Here is a 21006-nt window from a genome sequence, read left to right as displayed (position 1 = left end):
CGCATGGTATTTCCACGTCGTCACCCATGTATGATTATGCAGCTACGAACGGTCTAAGACAAGCAAAGCAAACCATTCTTCCCTTAATTGCTCACCAGCAGTCGAGCGCTCCTCTACAATCGATACAGTCAACAAGTTTAAAACCAGGTTTCCGTAACGGTCCGCTATGCGAGCGGAAAGCGCAGCAATCGGTCGGCAAGCGGCACCAGCGCTGTCGCGCCCGGCCCCACGGCGCGGCGGATTTCTCCATGACCGGCATCCAGGCCCCCGGTCAACGTGCCCAAAGCGGGTAGAATCAGCTTGGACGACGATCCGACGAAGCAGCGCCGCGACACATGCCGACCGCGCAGCGACAGCCGCAGCTTTGGATGGAAATGGCCTGAAATTTCGGGACGCGTATCGGCGGGATCGGCTTCGTGCCGCAGCCAGATGCCATCCACCTCCGCTTCCGCCAGCCGCCGCCCGCCGGGGGTCGCCGTCATGCCGATATCATGATTGCCCGTGATCCAAACCCAGTCGACCTGTTCTGTCAGTGCCGCCAGCCGCGCCCGCGCTTTCGAAGGCAGCCGGGCCGGGCCATCCGCGTCGTGAAAGCTGTCGCCCAGCGACCAGACCGACTGCGCGCCGGTCCGCTCCACCAGCGCCGCGATCAGCTCTAGCGTGGCCTGGCTGTCGTGCGGCGGCAGGAACTGGCCGAACCGTCCGAACCAGCTGGCCTTTTCAAAATGGAGGTCGGCCACCAATAATGCGCGCTTTGCAGGCCAAAAGAGCGCCGCTTCGGGCAGCGCCAAAAAATCGTGACCTGCGAACGAAAGGGGAACCATCGCCCGCCTATGCGCGCTTGCGCCGCGTCTTTCAAGAGGGCGGCGGAGCGGCTATGGGGCCGACATGCCCGCTCCCTTCACCATCGCCGCGCTTTACCGTTTCGCCACCTTTCCCGATCCTGACCGACTGGCGCGGGAATTGCGCGCTGTCTGCGCCGAATTGCAGACCTGCGGCACGCTGATCATCGCGACCGAAGGGATTAACGGCACTGTCGCGGGCAGCGAAGACGCCATCGCCGCCCTGATCGCGCATATCCGCACATTTCCGGGCTGCGTCGATCTGGACGTCAAATATGCGACGGCGATCGAAGCGCCTTTCGCCCGCATGAAGGTAAAGGTGAAGCGTGAGATCGTGACGCTGGGCGCAGGGGAACTGGACCCCGCCCACCAGGCTGGCCACCATCTCGATCCCGATGCGTGGAATGCCTTGATCGCCGACCCCGACACCGTCGTCATCGACACCCGCAACGCTTATGAAGTGTCGGTAGGCAGCTTCGCAGGCGCGATCGATCCAGGCACCCGTTCCTTTGGAGACTTCCCCGCCTGGTTCGATGGTTTTGCGCAAAAACTGCGGGACGAAGGCCGGACGCCAAAGATCGCGATGTTCTGCACCGGCGGCATTCGCTGCGAAAAATCAACGGCACTGGTCCGCGCGCGCGGCTTTGACGATGTCTATCATCTACGCGGCGGCATTTTGCGTTATCTGGAGGAAATGCCGGAAAGCCAAAGCCGATGGCAGGGCGAATGCTATGTCTTCGATGAACGGGTGGCGGTGGGACACGGCCTGAAATCGGGTAGCCATGACCTCTGCCGCGCCTGCGGCCTTCCCCATCGCCGGGACGAAGATCATGCCTGCCCGGCACGCGACTGACTCTGCGATCAGTCCGTAAAACGATGCAACGCTGATCCATGCGCCCGCAGCCAGGCACGCGCTGGCCGGGGGTCCTCGCCCAATATACGCTGATGGGCCGCATGAAAGGCCGGGCTGTGGTCCATGTGCAGCAGATGCGCCAATTCATGGGCGACGGTGGCCCTGCGCACGTCCGGCGGGCACAGGATCAGCCGCCAGCTGTAACGGATGCCGCCGCTGGCAGAACAACTGGCCCAGCGGCTGCGCGGGTCGCCAATGCCCACCGACGCGACGATCAGCCCATGATCCTGCGCCATGGCCAGCGTGTCGGTCTCCAGCACCGCCCTGGCCCGCGCTTTGAGCCAACGAACCACCCGTTGCGGCACGGATTCAGCCGCGCCACCGAGCAGCAGCTGGTTGTCCTCAACCCGGATGCTGCGGGACGTTCCCGCCGTCCAGCATATCCGCAGGTCGCGCCCTTCGAACGGAAATGTCACGCCGTCGTCCAGCGTCACCAAGGCGGGTTGGGCAGCCAGTTGTGTCCGAACCCAGCCTTCATGCCCCTGCGCCCAGCCCAGCGCGCGCTTGACGTCGGCGCGAAGGGGCAGGGACAGCCGCAATTCACCCAGCGCCCGGTCGAGTGAGAGGCGGTAGGTTTTCGCCTTGGCCGACCGGCGGACCCGCACCGGCACCGTCACGCCATCGACCAGGATCGCGCCGTCAGATTTCGCGATCGACAAGATGGTTTTCCCAGTCGCCCGCATCCGCTTCGGCCACTGTCCAACCGCGCACCGACTGACGGGCGCGATGCACCGATTCCCTGTCGCCGCTGATCAGATAATGCCATTCCGGCAATGGCTGTCCCTCTTCCCGCAGCCGATAGGCGCAGGTGCGCGGCAGCCAGCTCAATGTCTTCACCTTCTGCGGCGTCAGGCGGACGCAGTCAGGCACGAAGCGGCGGCGAACCTTGTAGTTGGAACAAAGCCCGCTGTGGCGGTCCAGCAGCTTGCAGGCCACATTGGTGGGGTAGATGCGACCGCTGTCCTCATCCTCGGCCTTGTGCAGGCAACATTTGCCGCAGCCGTCGCACAAGGCTTCCCACTGTGCCCGGTCCAGCTGATCAAGAGGCTTTTCCCAAAAATCCAACTGTCACTTGACCCATTTTTCCAGGAAAGCGAGCACTGCGTCCGGCCCTCCTTCATCCTTGTCCGCCGTTCCGGGATCGTCCACCGGGACCAGCGCCACCGGTTCTCCGTCCGGGCCGAACAGATAGGGCGTGCGGCTGTGGCTGACCAGATAATCGCTCGTGCCCTTGGCCTCTTCCTTGCCATAGACGACGACGAAATCCTTCGCCACCTTGGCAATATCGTCCTTGCTGCCGGTCAGGCCCGTCAGGCGCGGATGAAAAGCGGCAACATAGGTTTTGATCACCCCTGGCGTGTCGCGTTCGGGATCCAGACTGATGAAGATCGGCTGGACCTTAGCAGCCCGCGCTGGGTCCGCTTTTTCAAATCGGGTGAAGGCCTGCATGATGCGCTGCAAGTCCACGGGGCAGACGTCAGGACAATAGGTGTAACCGAAATAGACCAGGCGATAGCTGCCCTTGAAATCGTCCCAGCGGACTTTCGCCCCGTCCTGGTTGGTCAAGGTAAAGGGCGCGCCGATCCGCGCCCCGGCCAGATCGCCGGGCGCGCTCTGGCTGCTGTTGGAGGCATCTCCGCCCCCCATATTGCAGGCGGTCACTAGGACGCCAAGGGACAGGGCGAGCGGTAAAAGCGCTTTGTTCATGGCGCCGCCAGCCATGCCCTGCTATCCCCCATTTTGCAAATCCCAACGGGGCTATAAGACGATGACAGGATGTTTTTCGCATTGGATGGGCGTGGGCCGCGCAGCCGCCCTGGCGCTGGCGCTGCTTTCTCCGGTCGCCGCGCATGCGCAATTTTCCGACAATTACAATTTCCTCAAGGCCGTGAAGGATGCCGACGGCCAAAAGGTGACGGATCTGATCCAGAAACCCGGCTCCACGGTCATCAACAGCCGCGATGTCACCAGCGGCGAAACCGCGCTCCACCTGGTGATCGCGCGGCGGGACGCCACCTGGCTCGCATTCCTGCTGGGCAAGGGCGCCAATCCCGACATTGCCGACAGGGACGGCAACACCCCGCTGATGGATGCGGTGCAGACCCGGTTTGAAGATGGCGTTCGCACGCTGCTGACCCATGGCGCTCAGATCGACAAGACCAACAATAGTGGTGAAACGCCCCTGATCCGGGCAGTTCAGTTGCGCGATATCGGGCTGACCCGGCTGTTGGTGGCCCAGGGCGCCAATCCCGACCGGCGCGACACTCTGGCAGGCATGTCAGCGCGCGATTATGCAAAGCGGGACGGCCGCACCGCCGGGCTTGAGGAAGCGTTGAGCGCCGCCACGAACAAGGCTGCGCCCAAGGGTCCCGTCCAAGGCCCGGTATTCTGACATTGGCTACAGCGACGGGCGCGACCGGCGGTCGCCCGTCGCCAATCGTTTCCGACCCCTTGTCCGCGCGCCCGCGTCTCACCATCTTATGCCTGTATCCGTTGCGCGACGAGGAAGGCGATGGACGGCAAACGCATCCAGATCGAAAAAGCCTGGGAACAGGCGCTCGGTAACATCTTCAAACCCTATACCGGTAGTGACCGCGACACTGTGGCTCAGGCGATCGACGCCTTTGGCTCATCGCTGGGATCAAGCAGCTACGAAATTCGCAAGCATATGGCCCGCACGGCCGCGCGGCAGGGGTCGTCGACCCTTGGGCGATGCCTGGCCGACGAATATTGGGGCAAGCGCCTCTACTGATCCACCTTCACCAGCGAAGTTCAGTAGCATGGTCCGGGTCGGCGATGGCGGTCAGCCTTCGCGCCGCACGGCGGGCAAAGCGTAACGTTTCCGCCTTGCGCCGCGCAGCCGCCAGCGGCTCGATCGGCGCCGGGCGGAGCAGTTCGGCATCATATTGATCGGCAACGATCAACCCGGTGCGATCCGGCCACAGCGCATCGCTGTCGAAGGGCGACAGATCGAAACCCGCTGGAACGGCCCAGAAGAACCGATCGCAAAAGTCGAAATATTCGGGCCACTTCATGTCAGCCAACAGGTCTGCGCGGCTGCATTTTATTTCGACGATGGTGATCCGCCCGGCACTGTCGAGCGCCATGATGTCCGCTCGCCTGCCGTTGGGAAGCGGCACTTCCAATATCCCGCTCATGTCATGCCGAACAAACAGGCGCAAAGTGCCACGCGCGACCGCAATCGCAGTGCCGTCGGTCAAGGGCGAGCAGCCATCGGGTGAGGTAGATGCCAGTGCGGTCATCGCGGTATATTAGGGCATCGCGCGGAAAAGTGGGAACCGGTTTTCCGCGAAAAGCGATGCGACAACAAAGATATGAGCAAGCTGCGCGATTCACATGTCGCGCGGCTTGCTCCAGAACAGGGAAGGAACAAAAGAAAAGGCCGATTCGGCATGTCCCGAACCGGCCTGCTTCATCTCTGCTGCCCCGGCTGGATCAGCGATAGAAAATATGATTGTCGATCGCAGCCAGCTTGGCCTTGCCCCAGCCGGGCGAAACACGGCGGGCGTGGAAAAAGAGAGCGCCTTCTGCCTGGCTGTCCCAGGCGTCTTCCATCGCGATCTGGGCGATGGCCACCGCCCGGCGCCAGCTCTGGCTTGCCGTCGGGATGGCCGGCATGCCGCGACCGCGCACAAAGCTGAACTGGCCGGGCTGATAAACGACGCCGCACAGGCTGCTGGCGAAACGACCCGACTTGGCGCGATTGATGATGACACGCGCCACGGCCAGCTGGCCTTCCAGGCTTTCGCCCTTCGATTCGAAATAAACCGCTCCGGCAAGGCACTTCATGTCGCCTTCCAGCGATTCTGCTTCACCCTGGGCGTTGACCATTGCGGCCAGATTATCCGCCTTGAAATCGGCGCTGTCGGAAAGGGGGGCCAGCGGCTGCGCGACTTCGCGCGGCGCGGCGAAAACGACGGCGGGCTTCGTGGCCACCGACGGAGCTGCATTCAGCTCTGAAATAGCTGGGATCATTTTGGCCGAAGGAGCTGCTTCACTGGCGCTCGACATATCGGCTGCGGTGACCGCCGCACTGGCGGACAAGGCAAATGCCGCGGCAATCGCGGCCTTCAAACGGTAACTCATTACTTCTCAAAAACGTGCGGTTCTTGGCCAGGGACGTCGCGTAAACCCCTACTCGCATCGACGTCAGGCCGCCCCCCGTCTGCGTGTTTACCGTGCCCGCCCCCCACGGGCGAAAACGGCAACCTGCGCGTTCAGCGTGCGGGGCCAGTGCCTTCCCGCGCGAAAAGAGTCAACGATCAGCAGATCGTTTCAGCGGCGAACCGTTCCGCTTCCGCGATATCGAGTTCAATGATCCACAGGTCGGGGTCTGATCGGCGGCGACGTGCAATATATTGCGACAGCGCTTCACCGCCCTCTGCCGGATCGGGTCCGCAGCGCGCCAGGCGGTAGCCCCCATCCAGGTTGGGAACACGCTCGAAAAGACCCGATTCCCGTCCCTTTTCAACAGCCTGGACCAGGATGACGCCGCTAATTTCGTCCCCCTTCACCAATATCGTGGCAAATCCTCCAGCGGCTGCGGCACGGCGAACCAGCACGCCGATCAGCATGGCGCTGGTCAGCCGGTCAGCCTGCATAGCCCGGCAATGATGACAGCGGGAATTGCGACCGCATGAATGTGCCGGTCCCGCGTCCCACTTCCTCCCCCTCCATGTCGATCAGGCTCGCTTCAGCGACAAAGACTCGGCGCTTGCCGCTGATCCATCGTCCTTCCGCGCGAATCCGGCCCGGCCCGATGGGGCGCGTAAACAGCAGATTGAACGCGGTGGTCAGCAGGAAACGATCACTGACCAGGCTGTTGGCGGCATAAAAGGCCGCATCGTCCAGCATCTTGAAATAGACCGTCCCATGGATTGCCCCGGCCGCATGGAACTGGCTTTCATCGACATCAAATTCGATCACCGAATGGCCCGCTTCGGTGATGACCAGCTCTGACCTGAACAATTTGTTGATCGGCGCCGACTGGTACAGATGTTCCAGAGCGCGGAAATGCGCCGCTTCGCCGCTGGGAATGGCCGCCCCGTCAGGCCGCGTCACGCGCTTCGCCCCCGGCCAGCAGCGCATGCAACGCTTCTGGTGAGTTGGCCCCGCGTAACCGGGCGACATGTCCTTCTTCCCTCAAATAACGCGACACGCGGGCCAGCGTCTTGAGATGCTCGGCACCGCTGTCGACCGGGGACAGAAGGGCAAAGACGATATCGACCGGCGCATCGTCAACGGCGTCGAACGGCATCACCGGGTCGAGCAGGGCAACCACGGCGCGCATCCGGTCAAGGCCGGGGATTTTCGCATGGGGGATGGCGACTCCGCCGCCAAAGCCGGTGGAGCCCAACCGTTCCCGTTCGAACAGGGCTTCGGCCACTGCCGAGGCATCCAGTCCATAAGCCGTCGCGGCAAGCTGCCCCACCTTTTGGAAAAGCGCTCTTTTGCCATTGACCGACAGGCTCGTGGCAAGCGCGTCAGGCGCGAGGATATCGGTGAAATGGACCATGACCAACCCGGAACAGCCGAGCCGCGCCCGGATTCATCAAATTGCGCGTTACTCGGGAATATGAAGCCCGGCCCCATAAGCCGCCCGCTGACCAAGGTCAACCGGCGGCCCAGGGCAGGGCCTGTTGGGTCAGACCTGCGGTTCGACCCATCCGATCGTGCCATCCTGGCGACGATACACCATATTATAGGCCGCCGTTCCTGCGTTGCGGAACAACAATGCATTCGTATTGCGCAGGTCCAGCATCATCACCGCGTCGGATACGCTGGCTTCCGGGATGTCCACGCGCGTTTCCGCCACGATCAGGGGTGCTTCGGCAGGTTCTTCCTCGATCTCTGCCCCAGCAAAGATCGTATAACCGGCCCCATCCAGACCGTTGAGCTCAAATCCGTTGGCGCGCTGGGCCTCGGCCGCGACTGCCTGCTGGTGCCGATCCTTCAGTCGGCGCAAATAACGGGTAAGTTGCCTTTCAATCCGCTCAGCGGCCTGGTCAAAGGCGGGATGGGCTTCCTGCGCTTCTCCTGAACCCTTCAGGATCAGGCCAGTCATGACATGGCAGACGATGTCGCAATGGAAGGCTCCATGGGGAGCAGGCCGGAATGTGACCTGAGCGGAAATCGTGCGGGCGAAATATTTCTCGGCCATCGTTTCGAGCCGGGTCCAGACATGCTGCTTCAGCGCGTCGCCTGTGTCGACCTGATGCCCGGAAACACGAATATCCATATATCATCTCCTTGTTCTTGCCGGGCCGCCGGACAGCAACCCGGTTGGCGGAAGCCAGGAGAGCGGGTTTTAAGACCCGGCCTTCAGGCTTCTTCCAGCCAGAGCGGCTTTGCGAGCGTCGCGATGAACGCTGCATGCCGTTCCAGTTCCGCCACGCTCGCCTGAAATATGCGCGCGGGGCGAACAGGGCGAACCGCGACAAGGGTCGCAAGTTCCACCTGAATAGCGTCATTCTCCTCCTGCTGTGCCAAGCCCAGGCCAATCTGACGGCCGCCCGTCAGTTCGATATAGAGTTGAGCCAGCAATTCGGCGTCGAGCAGCGCGCCATGCTTGATGCGGTGGCTGCGGTCGATGCCATAACGGCTGCACAGCGCGTCAAGGCTGTGCTTCGCGCCCGGATGCAGCTGGCGCGCAATGGCAACGGTGTCGATCATCCGGTGCAGGCCGATTTCGGGCAAACCGCACCGTTTCAACTCATGATTGAGGAAGCCGAAATCGAACCGGGCATTGTGGGCAACCAGATGGCTGTCCTCCAGAAAGGTCAGCAACTGCTCCGCCCCGGCCGAAAAAAGCGGCTTGTCCTTCAGGAAGACATCGGAAAGCCCGTGCACAGCCTCAGCCGCCGACGGCATCGGCCTTTGTGGATTATAATATGCGTGGAACGTGCGCCCGGTCGGCACGCGGTTGAACAGTTCGATGCACCCGATTTCCACCAGGCGGTCACCTGAAGCGGGATCAAGCCCGGTCGTTTCGGTATCGAAAATAATTTCGCGCATTGGCCTCTTTTAACCGATTCTGGCCGGATTCCTCTTATCGGCCTGTCTTGGCCTCAAGGCAAGCGACCAAGCGACGCACTTGCGCCCGTGTGGACGCAAATGTCGTTCCGCTATTGATCACATGGTCGGCGCGGCGACGCTTTTCGGCGTCGGGCGTCTGAAGGTGCAGGATCCGGCGGAATTTCGCGACCGTCATGCCCGGCCGCGCCAGCACGCGCTTGCGTTGTTTCCAGGCGGGGGCCGTGACCACGATGACGCCCGCCACCTTCCTGTCATGATGCTTTTCGAACAACAGCGGTATGTCGAGCACGACGAAAGCACGCGCTCGATGACGGCGCAGGAAAACGACACGCCTTTGCGCCACCACGGGATGGACGATCGCCTCCAGGGCCTTCAGCTCATGGGGATGCCCAAACACCGCCGCGCCCAGCTTGACCCGGTCAACGCCCGCGGGGCCAGTGGTGCCGGGAAAGCGCGCTTCGATCGCCGGGATCAGGTCGCCGCCAGGTCCCTGCAACCGATGCACCTCGGCATCGGCGTCGAACACCGGCACGCCTTCCCGCCGCAACATGCGCGCGACGGCTGACTTGCCCATGCCAATCGACCCAGTCAGTCCGTAGATCTTCATCGCTCAGGCGGCGAGGAGCAGGGCGCGCAGTTCCTCATCCCTTTCGCGGGGCGCTTGCGCGTCAAAGAATATGTCGAATGCCAGCGCTGCCTGCCCGATCAACATCTCCAGGCCATCCAGCACTTTGAGGCCACGCGCCCGCGCGCCGGTCAGCAAAGCCGTCTCCAACGGCGCATAGACTATGTCATATACGGTTGCCCCGTCCGCCAGGGGTTTCAGGTCAAGGTCCAGCGTCGGCTGGCCCACCATGCCCAGCGAACTGCTATTGACCAGCAGGTCGGCGGGCGGCAGCGCGTCGGTCATTCCAATGACCCGGCCCTTGATCCCGGCCCGGTCAAGCAGCGCCTGCCCCTTTGCAGCGTCCCTCACCATGATGGTGATGTCGGCAACGCCCAGACTCGTCAGCGCAAACAGGATCGCTCGGGCCGCACCGCCAGCGCCAACCAGCACGGCGCTCTCACCCTTCCATTTGTCCCGCAAAAGCGGCTGGAGGAAACCGCCTGCATCCGTGTTGGTGCCGATCAACGGCCCGCCGGTTTCACTGGCGATAGTGTTCATCGCGCCGATCCGTTCGCGCACCCCGCCTGGGTCGTCGGTAAAATCCATGACCGCAATCTTGTGGGGAATGGTGACGTTGCACCCCAGCCAGTCCGGGTCTGCCCTTCGCGCCAGGAAATAGGCGGCCAACCCTTCGCTCGTCACATGAGTCTTGCGATATTCCGCCTCGATCCCCAGGCATTCGAGCCAGAAATTGTGGATGAGGGGCGATTTGCTGTGCGCGATCGGATCACCGATCACTTCGGCATAAGGAAGCGTGTCAGTCATGACGGCAGAACGCCCCGTATCCGCAGAAAGTCAAGCAAGGGGAGCAGGGGCAGGCCCTGAATCGCAAATTGGCTGCCCTCAATCCGGCTGAACAGCTGCGCGCCAGGCCCTTCGATCCGATAACAACCGACACACCAGCGGCATTGGTCCCATTCGCTGTCCAGATAGGATGTAATGAAGGCGTCGGACAGCGGCCGCACGGTCATGCGCACCCGTTCAATATGCCGCCAGATCGGCTCGCCGTTCATCACGATGACGGCGGCGCTGTGGAGGTGATGCACCTTTCCCGACAGCAGCTTCAATATCCGTTCGGCGTCCGCCCGATCCACTGCCTTGTCGATCATAGTCCCGTCGGCCAGGCTCAGCGTCTGATCGCAGCCCAGCACCAGGGCGCCAGGCACGCGCCGCGAAACCCGCAGGGCCTTCAATTCGGCCAATGCATCGGCCAGCGCCCGCGCGTCCAGCCCATCAGCGCGCAGGGCGTCCTTCGCTGCATCTTCATCCACGCCAGGGGACAGCGCCTCGAACGGCACCTGCGCGGCCTGCAAAAGCGCCCGGCGGCTCGAACTTTGCGACGCCAGCACGATCATATGTCATTTCCTTCCGCCAATACGCGGTCATTGAACAGGTTGATGATCGCCGCGGCTGCTTCCTCGATCGACCGGCGAGTCATGTCGATCACCGGCCATCCATTGTCGGCGAACATGCGACGGGCAAAGGCCAGTTCATCCTGCACCTTCTCAATATTCACATAGCTGGTTTCGGGCGCCTGGTTGAGCGAAAGCAAGCGATTGCGGCGGATCTGCACCAGCCGTTCCGGGCTTACGGTCAGGCCGACGACCATCGGATGCTTCAGAGAATAGAGGCTTTGGGGCGGGGGCGATTGCAGCACCAGCGGGATATTGGCGGTTTTATATCCCCTGTTGGCCAGATAGATGGAGGTCGGCGTCTTGGACGCGCGCGACACACCGGCCAGGACGATATCGGCCTCTTCCCAATTTTCATGACCCACGCCATCATCATGCGCGATGGTGAACTGGATCGCCTCGATCCGCGCGAAATAGGCTTCGTCCAGGATATGCTTGCGACCGGGGCGATTGCGGGTTTCCTGGCCCAATATGTTGGACAAGGCATCGGTAACACTGTCGAGTGCGGCGACGTGGGGTAGTCCCAGTGCGCGGCATCGCGTCTCCAGCCGCCGCCGCAACTGGTGATTGGACAGGGTGAAAAGTACAAGGCCCGGATTGGCCGCGATTTCCTCCATGATCCGGTCCAGATGGACGTCCGAACGGACCATCGGCCAGAAATGGCGCACCGCCTCCACATTTTCGAACGCGCCGATTGCTGCCTTGGCAATATTTTCCAACGTTTCGCCGGTGGAGTCCGACAGCAGATGAAGATGGATGCGCGACATGGAGCATATCTCTGTGTGGAGCCTGTGGATAAAGCAAGGGATAGGTTGCGGAGAAAATCGAGCTGATTTCCCTCTCTCCGATCAGCCTGTTTTTATCCACAGCCCTTCAACAAACCCTCATTTTCATCCACATGCTGTGGATAATGGGAATAACCACCGTGAATCGACGGGGTCGAACCGCCACTAAAGAGTCAAGCTGTTGGCAAATCCGGGCGCAGCGCATAAACCCCACTGCCAAGCGGCCTACTATCTCCATCATCCTATTTAGAATCTAATTAAGAGAGTATATGTCGGGACCAGATATGGGCCATATAAGCGGTACTTCACCCAAGCCGCTGCTTTCCGTTCTGAAAGGTAATCGACCCACCGTGCCGCCAATGTGGCTCATGCGGCAGGCGGGGCGATATCTGCCTGAATATCGCAATCTGCGCGCGGAAAAGGGCGGGTTCCTCGAACTGGTCTATGACAGTGCGGCGGCTGCGGAAGTCACGTTGCAACCGTTGCGCCGGTTCGGCTTCGACGGCGCGATCCTCTTTTCCGATATATTGATCGTTCCCTACGCCATGGGTCAAAATCTGTGGTTCGAAACGGGGGAGGGGCCACGGCTCGCGCCAACCCTTGATCAAACCGACCTTGCCGCGCTGAAACCCGATTTCACCCGCTTTGACGCAATCTATGAAACGGTGCGGCAGGTGAAGGCGGCACTCGACCCCAATGTGACCTTCCTCGGCTTTGCAGGCAGCCCCTGGACGATCGCCACCTATATGGTCGCAGGGCAGGGCAGCAAGGATCAGGGCGCAGCCCGGCGGCTTGCCTATCAGGACCCCGCGCGCTTCGGCGCGATCATCGATGCTATCGTCGATGCCACCGTGACCTATGTGTCCGGGCAGATCGATGCGGGCGTAGAAGCCGTGCAGCTGTTTGACAGCTGGGCCGGCAGCCTTGCGCCGCTACAGTTCGACCGCTGGGTGATTCAACCCAACCGGGCCATCGTCGAAAGACTGAAACGCCTGCACCCGAACATTCCGATAATCGGCTTTCCCAAGGGGGCGGGGGCGAAGCTGGCGGATTATGCGACGGGCACGGGCGTCGATGCCGTGGGCGTTGACGAAACCGTCGATCCCCACTGGGCCAACCGCACTTTGCCTGTCGGGCTGCCGGTTCAGGGAAATCTCGACCCGCTCGCACTGATTGCTGGGGGACGTGCGGTGGAAGACGCGGTGGACAATATCCGGGCTGGATTCGCAGGTCGCCCGCATATCTTCAACCTGGGCCATGGCATCCTGCCCGACACGCCGATCGCGCATGTCGAAGCCTTGATCGCCTATGTCCGGCAAGGAGGAGGGGGCTGATGCCTTATCTTGGCGCTGCCTATCTGTGGGTGAAGGCCGCCCATCTGATCTTCGTCATCTTCCTGATGGCGGGATTGTTCATGATGCCGCGTTTCTTCGTCTATCACCATCAATGCCCAGTGGGATCGGAAGAGGACCGCAAGTGGATCGATCGGGAACGGCGCCTGCTCAAGATCATCCTCAACCCTTCGCTGATACTGGTCTGGGTCTTTGGCCTGATGTTGATGGTCGAAATCGGCGCGTGGAGTTTGGGCTGGTTCCACCTGAAACTGCTCTTTGTCCTGGGTCTGTCGGCCTATCATGGCTGGATCGCCAGCTACACGAAAAAGCTGTCCCAGGGCTTGCGGCCACTCACCGAAAAACGGTTGCGTCTCTTGAACGAGATACCCGGCGTCGCCGCAGCCGTCATTGTCGTCGCGGTGATCGTCAAGCCGTTCTGAATCTGATCAGGCCGCCGGGTTGACGGCGATATTGTCGATCAGCCGCGTGCGCCCCAGCCTGGCCGCGCCCAGCAGCCGGGCCGGTCGATCCAGCACTGCCATCGGTTCCAGCGTTTGCGCGTCGCACAGGCTCACATAGTCGACGGGATCGAATCCATGCGCGGCCAGCATGGCGATTGCCCTGGCAATGGCCGCATCGACCGCTGCGCCCTTTTCCATCTGCCGCGCGGCTTCCCCCAATGCGCGGGGGAGGGCCAGGGCATTATGCCGTTCGTCTTCGCTCAGATAGGCGTTACGTGATGACAGGGCCAGCCCGTCCTCGGCCCGTTGGGTCGGCACGCCGACGATCTCGACGGGCAGGTCCAGATCGCGCACCATGCGGCGGATGACGGCGAGCTGCTGATAATCCTTCTCGCCAAACAGGGCGACATTGGGCTGTACCTGATTGAATAATTTGGTGACGACGGTCGCCACCCCGTCGAAATGGCCGGGGCGCGCTGCCCCATCCAACCCTTCGGTAACCCCTGACAGGCTGATGTTGGTGGCATGTCCATCGGGATACATGACTTCGACCGTGGGAGCCCATAGTATCGCCACGCCGGCCGCCTGAAGCATCTGCGCATCCTTGGCTTCCCTGCGGGGATAGGCGTCCAGATCCTCATTCGGCCCGAACTGGCGTGGATTGACGAAGATCGACACGACGACATGGTCCGCGTGGCGGCGGGCCTCCTCGACCAGGGCGATATGGCCGTCGTGCAGCGCACCCATCGTGGGAACCAGGGCGACGCGCCCGTCGCTTTTCAACATCTCGACGGCGGATCGCAGGGCGGGAATATCACGGAAGATTTGCACGGGACGAGGGGCTCCGATAAGGCATCAGCCAAGGGGTTATCCTTGCTAGGCATGGCCGGGCAGGACGGTCAAGAATCATGCGACATTCAAAACGGGGTTAACTAGGTCCGATGGCGAACGCCCAAACGCATCACATCGTTTTCGCCAATGAAAAGGGCGGAACCGGCAAATCGACTACAGCGGTGCACACGGCGATCGCGCTGACCGCGCTTGGCCATCGGGTCGGGATGATCGACCTTGATCCGCGCCAGCGCACCGTCACCCGTTATCTGGAAAATCGGGCGGAAACAGCACGGCGACGCGGGATAGACCTGCCCGCCCCCGACTTTGCCGTGCTGAAAGGCGATAGCATCGAAGCGCTGGAGGAAGAGGCCGGAGCGATCGCGGAGGGCAAGGATTTCCTGGTGGTGGATACGCCGGGTCGCGACGATCTGTTCGCACGGCACATGGCGGCGCGCGCCCATACGCTGGTGACGCCGATGAACGACAGCTTTGTCGATTTCGACCTCATCGGCCAGGTGGATGCCGAAACCTTCAAGGTCCGCCGCCTGTCCTTCTATTCCGAACTGATCTTCGAAGCACGCAAGACGCGGGCGAAAGCTGACGGCGTATCGATAGATTGGGTGGTGTTGCGCAATCGTGTGCAGCATCATGACGCCCGCAACAAAAAGCGTGTGGGCGACGCGCTGATGGAATTGTCGCGCCGCGTTGGCTTCCGGGTGATCCCCGGCCTGTCCGAACGCGTGATCTTTCGTGAACTTTTCCCCTCTGGCCTGACCTTGCTGGACAAGGGACATCTGGGCGAACTGGGCGTCAGCCACATCGCCGCGCGGCAGGAATTGCGCGAAATGGTGTCCGGCCTGTCCCTGCCCGCGCGGGAGGAAACGGCGTCCGTCGACCTGCTTGGCGCAGCCTGATGGGGCTGTTCGCCTTTTTGTTCGTCGGGTTGGCTGCCTGGCTCATCTGGACGGGACGGTTGCAGCGCATGAGCATGAAGGACGGGATGGTGCTGGGCGCGGCGTTGGTCGGCGCGGTGATGGCGGCCAAGGGAAAGCCGGTGATGGGCGCACCTCTGCTGCTGGGTGCGGCGCTGTTCTTCTTCATGGAAGGGCAAAAGGACAAGGCACACCGTCGCAGGGTCAAATCCCCGCCAGCCCCCGATCAGGATGACGTGGCCAAGGCCCGCGCGCTGCTAGGGGTCACGCCCGATGCCGATGCGGCGGAGATTCGCGCGGCCCATCGCAGGCTGATCGCATCCGTCCACCCCGATCGCGGCGGCACCGAAGCGCTCGCCGCCCAGCTCAACGCAGCGCGCGATCTGCTGCTGGCGCGCCTTGCTGAACGGGATGCGGCGCCAAAGCCCTGATCAGGGGACAAAGGAGGACGCATGACGCATTGCTTCCATCCATCCCTGCTGCGTGAATATGACATGCGTGGCATCTTCGGCGACACGCTGGGCGCCGCGGATGGCTATGCCCTGGGCCGCAGCTTTGCGGCGGTCGTCAGGAAACAGGGCGGATCACGGGTCGCGCTTGGCCATGATGGCAGACTGAGTTCACCCTTATTGGAGGCCGAGGTGGTGCGCGGCCTGGCCGATGGCGGTGTTGATGTGCTGCGCATAGGCCTTGGCCCCACGCCAATGCTCTATTATGCCGAAGCGGTCCTGGATGTGGATGGCGGCATTCAGGTAACTGGCAGCCATAATCCCCCCGATCACAATGGCTTCAAGCTGGTACTTGGCCATCAGCCTTTTTTTGGCGCGGACATTGCGCGGCTCGGCGAAATCGCGGCGGCGGGTGACTGGACGACCGGCGACGGGCGGGTCGAAACCGTCGACATCATGGACCGCTATGTGGCGCGCCTGGTCGAACGGTTCGATGGTCCCGCCTGCCGCATCGGCTGGGACGCAGGCAGTGGTGTCGCGGGACCGGTCGTGGAAAAGCTCGTCAAACTGCTTCCGGGTGAGCATCATACGCTCTTCACCCAGGTAGACGGTAATTTTCCCCATCATCATCCCGATCCTACAATCGAAAAGAATCTGGAGCATCTTCGCGCCCTTGTCCTCTCTAACAAGCTCGATTTCGGAGTAGCTTTTGACGGAGACGGCGACAGGATCGGCGTGATCGACGGGATGGGGCGTCCGATCTGGGGCGATCAGTTGCTGGGCCTGTTTGCTGAGGTCGTGCTGCGGAAAATGCCCGGCGCCACCATCGTCGCGGATGTAAAAGCCAGTCAGGCCCTGTTCGACCGGGTGGCGCAACTGGGCGGTCGACCGCTCATGTGGAAAACCGGGCACAGCCTGATCAAATCCAAAATGAAGGACATCGGCAGTCCCCTGGGCGGTGAGATGACCGGCCATATCTTCTTCGCGGACGACTATTATGGGTTTGACGACGGACTTTATGCAGCGGTGCGGCTGATCCGCGCGCTGGCAACGCTGGATAGCAGCGTGACCGCGCTTCGCGACGCCATGCCGGTCCTCCTGACCACCCCCGAACTGCGATTCCCGGTTGAGGAAGCACGCAAGTTCGCCATCGTCACCCGGATACTCGACCGTCTCCGCATGGCTGGGGCCGAGGTCAATGAAACGGACGGTGCGCGGGTGACAACCCCGGACGGATGGTGGCTGCTACGCGCGTCCAACACCCAGGCGGAGCTGGTAGCGCGTGTCGAATCCCATGATCAGGCTGGATTGGACCGGCTGATGAATCAGCTCGATTCGCAGCTGGCGGAATCAGGGGTTCTCCCCGCCATCGGCTCGACTGAACCGCCACGAACCGGCAAATAATCGCTGCCCTACATTTTTTCACAACCGTCTGACCCTACGGAAAGCAGAGGATGCGGGAGCGATTGCGCTGAACGCAATCGGCGACGCGGCTTTCGCATTTGCGAGAATCTTTGCTGCAACGCAAAAGGAACGGGCCTTTCAGGCATCCTCTCCTAAAACTTCCAAGCCGTCCTTCGGGGCGGCTTTTTTTTGTTTTTGGCGGCTGGTCGAACCATGAACGGGATTTTAACCATGTCCGATTAACTGAGATCAAAATCCCGGTCCGGCGCAGCGCCGGCATCAGATCAGACTTGAAGAGGATTCTCATGTTCCTGCGTCGCCGTTCTATCGCCAGCCTGCTGCCCATGGTCATCGCGATGATGCCCGCTCCGGCCTTGGCAGGCGGATTCTATCTGCAGGAACAATCGCCCATGGAAACGGGCCGGGCGCTGTCCGGCGGCGCGGCGGCGGCGGATGATCCATCGATTGTCTATTTCAATCCTGCTGGCATGACCGCCTTGCCCGGCGTGCAAATATCGACAGGCGGAGTGCTGTTGTCCGTCACCGCGCGGCAAAATGATCTTGGTACGACCAGAACGGTGCCCGGCGCGCCCGGCGAAATATCCGTCAGCGGCGGTTCTGGCGGCAAGCCCTTCGCCAGCCTGATCGCGGTCCCCAGCTTCCATGCTACCGCGCAAGTAACCGACCGCCTGTGGCTGGGCGTCGGCGTAACCGCGCCGTTTGGATTGAAGCTGGACTATGATGAAGACTTTTTCGGGCGCTATGACTCCCTCCACACCGAACTTAAAACCTATAATGTTCAACCTTCCGCTGCCTTCATCCTGACCGAAAACCTGTCGATCGGCGGCGGCGTGGACGTTCAATATGTAAAGGTGGTGCTGACCAACGCCTTGCCGAATCTGTCGCCCGTCGCCACCGACGGACTGGCCCGGATGAAGGGCGACGACCTGTCGATCGGCTGGAACGCCGGGCTGTTCTATCATGCTGGTGGCACCCAGTTCGGGCTTCACTATCGGTCGGGCATCAAACATAGGATCGAAGGGCTGGCGACGCTTTCAAACCTGCAGGGACCGCTCGCGGCCCTTAACGGAACGTCGGACCTGGTCGCGCCCCTTAGCCTTCCCGACATCGCCACGGCCAGCGTCACGCGTCGACTGACGCCGCGCGCACGGGCGATGGTGACGGCGCGTTGGTATAATTGGTCGGTGTTTCAGGCCATCACCATCCGGTCGGGCACCGGCACATCGGTCAAGCAGGTGCGCTATCGCGACAGCTACAGCGTCAGCGCGGGCGGCGAATATGATGTGAGCGAACGGCTGACCTTGCGTGCGGGCACGATGTTCGACCGCACGCCGACCAATCCGCAATATCTGACCACGCGCGTGCCTGATGGTGATCGGGTCTGGCTTTCGGGCGGAGCGACCTGGAATCTGTCGCCCTCCCTGGCGCTGAACCTCAGCTATGCGCATAATTTCATTCAGTCCGTGACGATCAACCGTCCTGACCATTATTATGCGGGCGGCGCTGCCGTGACGACGACGACCCGGTCACGGGCTGGCGGCAATGTTGATCAGCTTGCCGCATCGGTCACGGCGCGGTTTTAACCGGCGGCATATATCTCTATAGGGGCCTCATCATATTGGAGCCCCATTTTCCATGTCCGATCATAATCCCGGCCTGCGCCCCTGGCGCGACATAGCCCGCAGGCCCAGCCGCCAGATCATGGTCGGCAACGTTCCGGTGGGTGGTGGCGCGCCGGTCACGGTGCAAACCATGACCAACACGCTGACGTCCGACGCGCGCGCGACGATCGATCAGATCCGGCGCTGTGAAGAAGCGGGCGTCGACATCATTCGGGTGTCCTGCCCGGATGAAGAATCGACCGCCGCGCTCAAGCAGATCGTCCGCGCAGCGCGCGTACCGATCGTCGCGGACATCCATTTCCACTATAAACGCGCTCTGGAAGCGGCGGACGCGGGCGCGGCGTGCCTGCGTATCAACCCCGGCAACATCGGATCGTCCGCACGCGTCAAGGAAGTGGTCGATGCGGCCAAGGCGAATGGTTGCGCCATACGCATCGGCGTCAACGCAGGCAGCCTGGAAAAGGATCTGCTCGAAAAATATGGCGAACCCTGCCCCGAAGCGCTGGTCGAAAGCGCCCTTGACCATATCAAGCTGCTGCAGGATCAGGATTTCCACGAATATAAGGTCGCGGTGAAGGCCAGCGACGTATTCCTGGCGGTCGCCGCCTACATGCAACTGGCCGAAGCGGTGGACTGTCCCCTGCATCTGGGCATTACCGAAGCGGGCGGGCTGATCGGCGGCACCGTGAAAAGCGCGATCGGTATTGGCAATCTGCTCTGGGCCGGGGTCGGCGACACGATCCGCGTCTCCCTTTCAGCTGAACCGGAGGAGGAGGTGCGCGTCGGCTATGAAATCCTGAAATCGCTCGGCATCCGCACGCGCGGGGTCAAGGTCATTTCCTGTCCCAGTTGCGCGCGTCAGGGCTTCGATGTCATCCGCGCGGTGCAGGCGCTGGAGGAACGGCTGCAACATATCCACACGCCCCTGTCGCTGTCCGTGCTTGGCTGCGTCGTCAACGGCCCCGGCGAAGCGCGCGAAACCGACATCGGCCTGACTGGCGGCGGCGCGGGCAAGCATATGGTCTACCTGTCCGGCGTCACCGACCATGTCGTGCAGGACGAAGGCATGATCGATCACATCGTGCAGCTGGTGGAGGCCAAGGCCGCCGAAATCGAAGCGGCGAAGATGGAAGCGGAATCAACCGACGCAGGCCGGGCGCACGCTGCGGAATAAGGCCGCCGTCTCTCGTGCCCCCGCTCGATGCTCCGTCCCAGTCCGATACCCTGTCCACGCCCGCACATCGTCCGTTCGCGATTGCCTTTGCGCTATGCTGCGTGGCGGTTGCCCTCTTTGCGGTGATGGACACGGTGATGAAGGGGCTCAGCCTTTCCATCGGTCTGTTCAACGCGCTATTCTGGCGATCGCTGGCGGGCACGGTGCTGGGCGTCTCCCTGATGCTGCTGACGCGGCAGCGTTGGCCGTCGACACAGGTGCTGCGGCTCCATCTGCTACGCGGAGCGGTCGTGACGGTGATGGCCAGCCTGTTTTTCTGGGGCATCATGCGCATGCCCCTGGCCGAAGCCATTGCCCTGTCCTTCATCGCACCGCTGGTCGCACTCTACCTCGCCGCCCTCCTGCTGAAGGAAAAAGTGGGGCGGCGGGCTGTCGGCGCGTCGCTATTGGGACTCGTAGGCGTGGCCGTCATCCTTTCAGGACGGATGAGCGGCGATTATGGGGCGGATGCATTGCCCGGCGCGGTCGCGGTATTGCTGTCGGCGCTGCTCTTTGCCTGGAACCTCATCCTGCAAAGGCAGCAGGCGCAACTTGCCTCGCCCATCGAAATCGCCTTCTTCCAGCATCTGGTGATGCTCGGACTATTTTCTGCCGCAGCGCTGGTCAGCTGGCTTGCTCCCTCGCCCCTGATCGCCTTGCTGGGCCAGCCTGGCCTTGCCGTCGCTGCCCTCGCCGCCGGTTTGATCGTGCCGCAACTGCACGCCTGGCTGCTGATCCTGCTTGCCACCGTCCTCGCCTTCACCTCACTCGCGGCATTCGCATGGGCCTATGCGCGGGCGGAGGCGCAATATCTCATCCCGGTGGAATATAGCGCTTTCATCTGGGCCGCGATTCTGGGCTGGCTGATCTTTGGGGAACGGCTGACATTCGCCACCGTCGCGGGGGCGGCGCTGATCATCGCGGGATGCCTGATCGCTGCCTATGGCGATCGGGGCGGCAAGCCGGGCAGGCGGGGCAAGACGAGCCGTTCGGCCGGACTCTTGACGGGGACTCCCCGCTCGGCGCATTGTGCAAAACCGGAACATTTGGGGGACATTTAA

27 protein-coding genes are annotated in these 21006 nt (G+C 62.1%); 11 read left to right on the top strand and 16 right to left on the bottom strand.

Translation table 11 applies throughout. The features are described 5' to 3' along the window. Window positions 1-164: 164 nt before the first annotated feature. Window positions 165-824 carry a ligase-associated DNA damage response endonuclease PdeM gene (gene pdeM, locus ACI3KQ_RS03650; RefSeq protein ID WP_404954889.1) on the bottom strand — a complete coding sequence of 220 codons (660 nt, stop codon included), beginning with the start codon at window positions 822-824 and terminating at the stop codon, window positions 165-167. Window positions 825-888: 64 nt separating this feature from the next. Between pdeM and ACI3KQ_RS03645 the strand changes: the two genes are divergently transcribed. Next, entirely contained in the window at window positions 889-1695 is an 807-nt protein-coding gene (locus ACI3KQ_RS03645) for a rhodanese-related sulfurtransferase (protein ID WP_404954887.1), read from the top strand. Window positions 1696-1703: 8 nt separating this feature from the next. Here the strand turns inward: ACI3KQ_RS03645 and ACI3KQ_RS03640 are convergent, their stop codons facing one another. Genes ACI3KQ_RS03640 through ACI3KQ_RS03630 form a run of 3 tightly spaced genes read right to left on the bottom strand, consistent with a single transcriptional unit; the run spans window position 1704 to window position 3477 of the window. Further along, window positions 1704-2438 carry a M48 family metallopeptidase gene (locus tag ACI3KQ_RS03640; protein ID WP_404954885.1) on the bottom strand — a complete coding sequence of 245 codons (735 nt, stop codon included), beginning with the start codon at window positions 2436-2438 and terminating at the stop codon, window positions 1704-1706. Further along, window positions 2395-2820, bottom strand: a complete 426-nt coding sequence (locus tag ACI3KQ_RS03635; protein WP_404954882.1) for a YcgN family cysteine cluster protein — start codon at window positions 2818-2820, stop codon at window positions 2395-2397. Before ACI3KQ_RS03635 ends, ACI3KQ_RS03640 begins: the two co-directional genes overlap by 44 nt. A gap of 3 nt (window positions 2821-2823) precedes the next feature. After that, window positions 2824-3477: an SCO family protein gene (locus ACI3KQ_RS03630; protein ID WP_404954879.1), complete on the bottom strand. Its 654-nt coding sequence runs from the start codon at window positions 3475-3477 to the stop codon at window positions 2824-2826. 70 nt (window positions 3478-3547) lie between these two features. Here ACI3KQ_RS03630 and ACI3KQ_RS03625 point away from each other — a divergent pair, with 70 nt between their 5' ends. After that, complete coding sequence (locus tag ACI3KQ_RS03625) at window positions 3548-4147, top strand: ankyrin repeat domain-containing protein (RefSeq protein WP_404954877.1); 600 nt, start codon at window positions 3548-3550, stop codon at window positions 4145-4147. A 120-nt stretch (window positions 4148-4267) separates the two neighbouring features. Continuing rightward, window positions 4268-4507 (top strand): hypothetical protein, encoded by a 240-nt coding sequence (locus tag ACI3KQ_RS03620; RefSeq protein WP_404954876.1) that lies wholly within the window; start codon window positions 4268-4270, stop codon window positions 4505-4507. 7 nt (window positions 4508-4514) lie between these two features. Here ACI3KQ_RS03620 and ACI3KQ_RS03615 read toward each other — a convergent pair whose 3' ends face one another. The 11 genes from ACI3KQ_RS03615 to ACI3KQ_RS03565 all read right to left on the bottom strand — a co-directional run bounded on the left by ACI3KQ_RS03615 (window position 4515) and on the right by ACI3KQ_RS03565 (window position 11657). Continuing rightward, window positions 4515-5018: an MmcB family DNA repair protein gene (locus ACI3KQ_RS03615; protein ID WP_404954874.1), complete on the bottom strand. Its 504-nt coding sequence runs from the start codon at window positions 5016-5018 to the stop codon at window positions 4515-4517. A gap of 193 nt (window positions 5019-5211) precedes the next feature. After that, a complete protein-coding gene (locus ACI3KQ_RS03610) occupies window positions 5212-5862 on the bottom strand; it encodes a cell wall hydrolase (RefSeq protein ID WP_404954872.1) in 651 nt (216 codons plus the stop codon). Window positions 5863-6038: 176 nt separating this feature from the next. Then, window positions 6039-6377, bottom strand: coding sequence for a DUF1491 family protein (locus ACI3KQ_RS03605; RefSeq protein WP_404954870.1), 339 nt, complete (start codon window positions 6375-6377; stop codon window positions 6039-6041). Then, a complete protein-coding gene (locus ACI3KQ_RS03600; protein WP_404954868.1) occupies window positions 6367-6864 on the bottom strand; it encodes a PaaI family thioesterase in 498 nt (165 codons plus the stop codon). The genes ACI3KQ_RS03605 and ACI3KQ_RS03600 overlap by 11 nt, the downstream gene beginning before the upstream one ends. Then, window positions 6824-7291, bottom strand: a complete 468-nt coding sequence (locus tag ACI3KQ_RS03595; RefSeq protein WP_404954866.1) for a PTS sugar transporter subunit IIA — start codon at window positions 7289-7291, stop codon at window positions 6824-6826. Before ACI3KQ_RS03595 ends, ACI3KQ_RS03600 begins: the two co-directional genes overlap by 41 nt. Before the next feature lie 129 nt (window positions 7292-7420). Then, entirely contained in the window at window positions 7421-8014 is a 594-nt protein-coding gene (hpf, locus tag ACI3KQ_RS03590; RefSeq protein WP_404954864.1) for a ribosome hibernation-promoting factor, HPF/YfiA family, read from the bottom strand. Between the two features lie 83 nt (window positions 8015-8097). Continuing rightward, window positions 8098-8790 (bottom strand): DNA polymerase III subunit epsilon, encoded by a 693-nt coding sequence (dnaQ, locus tag ACI3KQ_RS03585; RefSeq protein ID WP_404954862.1) that lies wholly within the window; start codon window positions 8788-8790, stop codon window positions 8098-8100. Window positions 8791-8824: 34 nt separating this feature from the next. Continuing rightward, the gene (gene coaE / locus ACI3KQ_RS03580) at window positions 8825-9418 is read right to left on the bottom strand and encodes a dephospho-CoA kinase (RefSeq protein WP_404954860.1); all 594 of its coding nucleotides are present in this window, start codon (window positions 9416-9418) and stop codon (window positions 8825-8827) included. A gap of 3 nt (window positions 9419-9421) precedes the next feature. Continuing rightward, window positions 9422-10243 (bottom strand): shikimate dehydrogenase, encoded by an 822-nt coding sequence (aroE, locus tag ACI3KQ_RS03575; RefSeq protein ID WP_404954858.1) that lies wholly within the window; start codon window positions 10241-10243, stop codon window positions 9422-9424. Continuing rightward, entirely contained in the window at window positions 10240-10833 is a 594-nt protein-coding gene (locus tag ACI3KQ_RS03570; protein ID WP_404954856.1) for a Maf family protein, read from the bottom strand. The genes aroE and ACI3KQ_RS03570 overlap by 4 nt, the downstream gene beginning before the upstream one ends. Continuing rightward, window positions 10830-11657, bottom strand: coding sequence for a pyruvate, water dikinase regulatory protein (locus ACI3KQ_RS03565; protein ID WP_404954854.1), 828 nt, complete (start codon window positions 11655-11657; stop codon window positions 10830-10832). Before ACI3KQ_RS03565 ends, ACI3KQ_RS03570 begins: the two co-directional genes overlap by 4 nt. A gap of 287 nt (window positions 11658-11944) precedes the next feature. Here ACI3KQ_RS03565 and hemE point away from each other — a divergent pair, with 287 nt between their 5' ends. Together hemE and ACI3KQ_RS03555 are read left to right on the top strand one after the other, a co-directional pair. Next, the gene (hemE, locus tag ACI3KQ_RS03560) at window positions 11945-13009 is read left to right on the top strand and encodes a uroporphyrinogen decarboxylase (RefSeq protein ID WP_404954852.1); all 1065 of its coding nucleotides are present in this window, start codon (window positions 11945-11947) and stop codon (window positions 13007-13009) included. After that, on the top strand, window positions 13009-13449 hold the full coding sequence (locus ACI3KQ_RS03555) for a CopD family protein (RefSeq protein ID WP_404954850.1): 441 nt from the start codon (window positions 13009-13011) through the stop codon (window positions 13447-13449). The genes hemE and ACI3KQ_RS03555 overlap by 1 nt, the downstream gene beginning before the upstream one ends. A 6-nt stretch (window positions 13450-13455) precedes the next feature. Here the strand turns inward: ACI3KQ_RS03555 and panC are convergent, their stop codons facing one another. After that, entirely contained in the window at window positions 13456-14301 is an 846-nt protein-coding gene (gene panC / locus ACI3KQ_RS03550; protein ID WP_404954849.1) for a pantoate--beta-alanine ligase, read from the bottom strand. Between the two features lie 110 nt (window positions 14302-14411). Here panC and ACI3KQ_RS03545 point away from each other — a divergent pair, with 110 nt between their 5' ends. The 6 genes from ACI3KQ_RS03545 to ACI3KQ_RS03520 all read left to right on the top strand — a co-directional run bounded on the left by ACI3KQ_RS03545 (window position 14412) and on the right by ACI3KQ_RS03520 (window position 21006). Then, entirely contained in the window at window positions 14412-15218 is an 807-nt protein-coding gene (locus ACI3KQ_RS03545) for a division plane positioning ATPase MipZ (RefSeq protein ID WP_404954847.1), read from the top strand. Beyond that, window positions 15218-15667, top strand: coding sequence for a J domain-containing protein (locus ACI3KQ_RS03540; RefSeq protein WP_404954845.1), 450 nt, complete (start codon window positions 15218-15220; stop codon window positions 15665-15667). The genes ACI3KQ_RS03545 and ACI3KQ_RS03540 overlap by 1 nt, the downstream gene beginning before the upstream one ends. Window positions 15668-15688: 21 nt before the next feature. Beyond that, window positions 15689-17089 (top strand): phosphoglucomutase/phosphomannomutase PgmG, encoded by a 1401-nt coding sequence (gene pgmG, locus ACI3KQ_RS03535; RefSeq protein ID WP_404954843.1) that lies wholly within the window; start codon window positions 15689-15691, stop codon window positions 17087-17089. Window positions 17090-17394: 305 nt separating this feature from the next. Continuing rightward, window positions 17395-18693 (top strand): OmpP1/FadL family transporter, encoded by a 1299-nt coding sequence (locus ACI3KQ_RS03530; protein ID WP_404954841.1) that lies wholly within the window; start codon window positions 17395-17397, stop codon window positions 18691-18693. Between the two features lie 52 nt (window positions 18694-18745). Then, window positions 18746-19906: a flavodoxin-dependent (E)-4-hydroxy-3-methylbut-2-enyl-diphosphate synthase gene (ispG, locus tag ACI3KQ_RS03525; RefSeq protein WP_404954839.1), complete on the top strand. Its 1161-nt coding sequence runs from the start codon at window positions 18746-18748 to the stop codon at window positions 19904-19906. Between the two features lie 125 nt (window positions 19907-20031). Further along, window positions 20032-21006, top strand: coding sequence for a DMT family transporter (locus ACI3KQ_RS03520; RefSeq protein WP_404954972.1), 975 nt, complete (start codon window positions 20032-20034; stop codon window positions 21004-21006).

Origin of the sequence: Sphingobium sp. ZW T5_29, assembly GCF_044987515.1 — a bacterium.
GTDB lineage: Bacteria > Pseudomonadota > Alphaproteobacteria > Sphingomonadales > Sphingomonadaceae > Sphingobium.
The sequence above is the reverse complement of the archived record's forward strand: the minus strand, read 5'-3'. Positions and strand labels throughout refer to the sequence as shown.

Excerpts from the sequence above, each read along its gene's own strand:
- pdeM (WP_404954889.1), bottom strand. The coding sequence starts at position 824 with ATGGTTCCCCTTTCGTTCGCAGGTCACGATTTTTTGGCGCTGCCCGAA.
- ACI3KQ_RS03645 (WP_404954887.1), top strand. The coding sequence starts at position 889 with ATGCCCGCTCCCTTCACCATCGCCGCGCTTTACCGTTTCGCCACCTTT.
- ACI3KQ_RS03640 (WP_404954885.1), bottom strand. The coding sequence starts at position 2,438 with ATGCGGGCGACTGGGAAAACCATCTTGTCGATCGCGAAATCTGACGGC.
- ACI3KQ_RS03630 (WP_404954879.1), bottom strand. The coding sequence starts at position 3,477 with ATGGCTGGCGGCGCCATGAACAAAGCGCTTTTACCGCTCGCCCTGTCC.
- ACI3KQ_RS03625 (WP_404954877.1), top strand. The coding sequence starts at position 3,548 with ATGGGCGTGGGCCGCGCAGCCGCCCTGGCGCTGGCGCTGCTTTCTCCG.
- ACI3KQ_RS03620 (WP_404954876.1), top strand. The coding sequence starts at position 4,268 with ATGGACGGCAAACGCATCCAGATCGAAAAAGCCTGGGAACAGGCGCTC.
- ACI3KQ_RS03615 (WP_404954874.1), bottom strand. The coding sequence starts at position 5,018 with ATGACCGCACTGGCATCTACCTCACCCGATGGCTGCTCGCCCTTGACC.
- ACI3KQ_RS03610 (WP_404954872.1), bottom strand. The coding sequence starts at position 5,862 with ATGAGTTACCGTTTGAAGGCCGCGATTGCCGCGGCATTTGCCTTGTCC.
- ACI3KQ_RS03605 (WP_404954870.1), bottom strand. The coding sequence starts at position 6,377 with ATGCAGGCTGACCGGCTGACCAGCGCCATGCTGATCGGCGTGCTGGTT.
- ACI3KQ_RS03600 (WP_404954868.1), bottom strand. The coding sequence starts at position 6,864 with ATGCGCTGCTGGCCGGGGGCGAAGCGCGTGACGCGGCCTGACGGGGCG.
- ACI3KQ_RS03595 (WP_404954866.1), bottom strand. The coding sequence starts at position 7,291 with ATGGTCCATTTCACCGATATCCTCGCGCCTGACGCGCTTGCCACGAGC.
- hpf (WP_404954864.1), bottom strand. The coding sequence starts at position 8,014 with ATGGATATTCGTGTTTCCGGGCATCAGGTCGACACAGGCGACGCGCTG.
- dnaQ (WP_404954862.1), bottom strand. The coding sequence starts at position 8,790 with ATGCGCGAAATTATTTTCGATACCGAAACGACCGGGCTTGATCCCGCT.
- coaE (WP_404954860.1), bottom strand. The coding sequence starts at position 9,418 with ATGAAGATCTACGGACTGACTGGGTCGATTGGCATGGGCAAGTCAGCC.
- aroE (WP_404954858.1), bottom strand. The coding sequence starts at position 10,243 with ATGACTGACACGCTTCCTTATGCCGAAGTGATCGGTGATCCGATCGCG.
- ACI3KQ_RS03570 (WP_404954856.1), bottom strand. The coding sequence starts at position 10,833 with ATGATCGTGCTGGCGTCGCAAAGTTCGAGCCGCCGGGCGCTTTTGCAG.
- ACI3KQ_RS03565 (WP_404954854.1), bottom strand. The coding sequence starts at position 11,657 with ATGTCGCGCATCCATCTTCATCTGCTGTCGGACTCCACCGGCGAAACG.
- hemE (WP_404954852.1), top strand. The coding sequence starts at position 11,945 with ATGTCGGGACCAGATATGGGCCATATAAGCGGTACTTCACCCAAGCCG.
- ACI3KQ_RS03555 (WP_404954850.1), top strand. The coding sequence starts at position 13,009 with ATGCCTTATCTTGGCGCTGCCTATCTGTGGGTGAAGGCCGCCCATCTG.
- ACI3KQ_RS03545 (WP_404954847.1), top strand. The coding sequence starts at position 14,412 with ATGGCGAACGCCCAAACGCATCACATCGTTTTCGCCAATGAAAAGGGC.
- ACI3KQ_RS03540 (WP_404954845.1), top strand. The coding sequence starts at position 15,218 with ATGGGGCTGTTCGCCTTTTTGTTCGTCGGGTTGGCTGCCTGGCTCATC.
- pgmG (WP_404954843.1), top strand. The coding sequence starts at position 15,689 with ATGACGCATTGCTTCCATCCATCCCTGCTGCGTGAATATGACATGCGT.
- ACI3KQ_RS03530 (WP_404954841.1), top strand. The coding sequence starts at position 17,395 with ATGTTCCTGCGTCGCCGTTCTATCGCCAGCCTGCTGCCCATGGTCATC.
- ispG (WP_404954839.1), top strand. The coding sequence starts at position 18,746 with ATGTCCGATCATAATCCCGGCCTGCGCCCCTGGCGCGACATAGCCCGC.
- ACI3KQ_RS03520 (WP_404954972.1), top strand. The coding sequence starts at position 20,032 with ATGGACACGGTGATGAAGGGGCTCAGCCTTTCCATCGGTCTGTTCAAC.